The sequence below is a fragment of the Microcystis sp. T1-4 genome, assembly GCF_000297435.1.
Taxonomy (GTDB): Bacteria; Cyanobacteriota; Cyanobacteriia; order Cyanobacteriales; family Microcystaceae; genus Microcystis.
This window is the reverse complement of record NZ_CAIP01000196.1, coordinates 1-3,391: the sequence shown is the minus strand read 5'-3', so window position 1 is coordinate 3,391 and position 3,391 is coordinate 1. Positions and strand designations below refer to the sequence as shown.

Below are 3,391 nucleotides of genomic sequence, written 5' to 3'. Positions count from 1 at the left end.
TGTGTATTTTGATTCCGATCGGAATTTTTGTCAATTCCCCAAAAATTCTCTCATCGGCATTTTAAATCAAAAACGAGCATTAATTAAAAAACCTTGTTTTTCTAAGGATTTCATCACCGAGCTAGAACCCACTTTGCCCATTTGATCAACTATAATAGCTGTTTGATTAGTGGCATAAAGTTTGAATCGCCATTCTAGATATTGGAGAATAATCTTCAGCAGATAAGTCAAGTTATTAAGTAATTTAGACATATTCTTTGATGCTTGTATTCTAATTTTTTTACTCTACACCTGCGATACAGATGCTGCGTTCTCAGTGAGTTTAATCTATTTCAGCATCCTTGTCAACCTAGGGGTGCAATTTTGGTAATTCTCAAGATAGTTGCTCAATTATCTCACTTACATTGAGGACACTAAGCAAACAAACGGCTTTTACTGATTTTAAAGCTGTTTTTAGCCATTAATAAACTATTTTTCTCGGCTTTATCGGTTAATTATATCTGCTTGTCCCAATTGTCCCCCCTTTGCCCCGAAAAAACTCTTGGTCAACTAACCGCTTAATTATCTATTCCTGAGTGTAGAATGGCTACCTATGGATGTTCTGATTGGTCGGGGGGATTATCAGCAAGCTTGACTATAAGACGCGGCAGGACAAAAGTTAGCAGTTCTGTAAAAACTATAGTTGCCATTGTAGCATGGTGTTATGATGAAGCGGTAATTAATCGAGCCAGATTGCTACCGCAAAATCTTTTAAACCGCATCCACAGGGAAAACCGTAGTTTGGTTTTTTCGGCTATGATCTTTGCATAGCAATACTTTTAAGGGTTAATGGCCTGCCAGTGAAATTCCAGTTCTCTAGCTGATTGCGGTTTATATCCTTAAAAGTGTCCCGAAGTCAATCTCAGCTTTAGATGTCATATTCCTTACTCTATAAGGGTTTGAGGCTATTTTAAATAGATACCATGTTTGGACAAATTCCCAAATTATTCTCAAGCTATACTGGCATACTAGATGCGGTTTAATATAGTTATCCCTTGACTATTTGATTAATGATGAACAACCAACAAAACGGGGCTTTAAAAACCCAAAGTCAAGCAAATCTGCCAGTTTTTGCCCAACCAGCTTTTATCCCCTCCCCGACGCAAGAAGAAGAGGAACTCAACCTGCGCCAAGTCCTTTCCGTGATCAAGCATCGCTGGTGGTTAATCGCTGGCATCACCGTAGGGGTGACTACTGCGATCGCTGCTTATACTTTCTTAAAAACCCCTATCTATCAAGGTAAATTCCAGCTGCTCATCGGTCAACCCATTGAGGAAAATCAAAGTTCTCTCAGGTTGGCAGCCCAAGATATCCTACCTCAGTTGGGGGGTGAAGACATCGATTATGATACCCAAATCGCCGTTTTAACAAGTCCTCAACTCCTTAACCCCATCCTTAGTAAAATAACCCCTAAGTATCCCGACTTTACCTACAGTGATTTAATTAGTAAAACTGGCAAATCTGATCTCAAAATTACTCAATTAAAAGAGACGAAAGTTTTAGAAATTTCCTATCAAGATGAGGAACCGGAAAAAATTAAGCTGGTTTTAGATAATTTAGCCCGTCATTACCTAAACTATAGTTCTCAGGAACGGAAGACCGAAATTAATCAAGGGTTAGATTTTGTTAACGCTCAATTGCCGGTGCTGCGGGAACGAGTTAATTCTCTACAAAAACAAATGCAGCAATTCCGGCAGCAATACAATTTCCTGGATCCCGATAAAGAGGCGACTCGTTTATCACAACAGTTAACCACTACTGAACAAGATTATCGGGCAGCCCAAGTTGCCCTTAACGAAATTAACTCTCGCTATCAAGCTTTACAGCAACAGGTGGGATTGGCCCCTAATCAAGCAATTATCGCTACTTATCTCAGTGAATCTCCCGGTTATCAAGATTTGCTCAAGCAGCTGCAGGAAGTAGAGGTGGAACTGGCGAAACAATCGGCAGTTTTTGCGAAAGATAGTCCGATAATCGCCACCCTAGAGGAAAAACGGGCTAATTTACTGCCCCTACTGCAAAACGAGGCACAGAGAACTTTAGGGGAAAAACTGCCCCAGACAGTGGGTGATTCCCCGGCTTTGGTATCTCAGAGCGCTTTGCGGGTAGAATTAACCCAACAATTGGTAGAAGCCGCTAACAGTCGCCAAACCCTAGAAATTAAGGTAGAATCCCTTGCCCAAGCCCTGAAACAACAGAAAGACTCGGTCAAAAATCTTGCGGTTTTGGCCCGTCGCTATACGGATTTGCAGCGAGAATTGGAAATTGCCACCACCAGTCTCGGCCGTTTTCTGGAGCAACAACAAACATTACAGCTACAGGTGGCACAACAAGTGGTGCCTTGGCAACTAATTTCCTCCCCAGAAGTAGGGGAGAACTTCGTTTCCCCTAAACCCGTGCGAAATCTGGCTTTAGGGGTTATCGGTGGTCTGTTACTAGGCCTAGGGGCGGCCTTTTTTGCCGAAAGATTAGACCCCGTTCATCACAGTGCAGATGAACTAAAAGAAGATAGCAAACTACCCCTTTTAGGTGCAATTCCTTGGCAAAAAGACCTCGGTACGATCGAAAAAGTGATCACCGCCGCCCTACCCCAGTTAACAGTCGGCGATCGCAAAATTACTATCCCTAATACTACCCTAAAATCAGCCAACGAAAACCCGTCCTACTATAATTTCTCCCCCTTCTCGGAAGCTTTCCGGACTCTTAACACCAATATTCGCCTCCTCGGTTCCGATTCCCCCCTCAAGTCCCTCGTGATTAGTTCTGTATCACCGGGAGATGGTAAAACCACCATATCAATAAATATCGCTAAAGCGGCCGCTAGTATGGGACAAAGGGTCTTACTGGTGGAGGCCGACCTGCGACGACCCCAGATTCACCTGCGACTTAATCTCGATAACGACCACGGCCTTAGTAATGTCATCGCCGAGGGTCTCGATTGGAACGAGGCTATTCAATCCCCACCCCGCTACGAGAATTTATCGATTCTTACCGCCGGTCAAATTCCCCCGGATCCGACCCGCTTGCTTTCTTCCCAGAGAATGCAGGAGATGATCTCCCAATTACAGCAAGACCACGCCTTCGATCTAATTATCTACGATGTACCACCGCTCGCCGCTTTTGCCGATGCGAAAATTCTCGCCGCCATGGCCACCGGACTGATTCTCGTCACCAAACTGGGCAAAACCGATCGCTTTGCGCTGAAAAATCTGCTCGAAGATCTGAGATTATCCCACATTTCCGTGTTAGGTTTAGTGGCTAATAATGTTAGTCGGAAAGACCACAATTATCGTTACTATGGCTATTACTACGGCAAAAGATAATTAAATTCAAGATAGATTTTGGCTTCGAT

Annotated in this window: 2 protein-coding genes; one reads left to right on the top strand and one right to left on the bottom strand. The window is 43.4% G+C overall.

Going from position 1 to position 3,391, the window contains the following annotated elements; translation table 11 throughout:
* Positions 1–66 precede the first annotated feature (66 nt).
* The gene (locus MICAI_RS12505; RefSeq protein WP_008202379.1) at positions 67–252 is read right to left on the bottom strand and encodes a hypothetical protein; all 186 of its coding nucleotides are present in this window, start codon (positions 250–252) and stop codon (positions 67–69) included.
* A gap of 797 nt (positions 253–1,049) precedes the next feature.
* Between MICAI_RS12505 and MICAI_RS12500 the strand changes: the two genes are divergently transcribed.
* Positions 1,050–3,362, top strand: a complete 2,313-nt coding sequence (locus MICAI_RS12500) for a GumC family protein (RefSeq protein ID WP_008202377.1) — start codon at positions 1,050–1,052, stop codon at positions 3,360–3,362.
* The last annotated feature ends 29 nt before the right edge of the window (positions 3,363–3,391 follow it).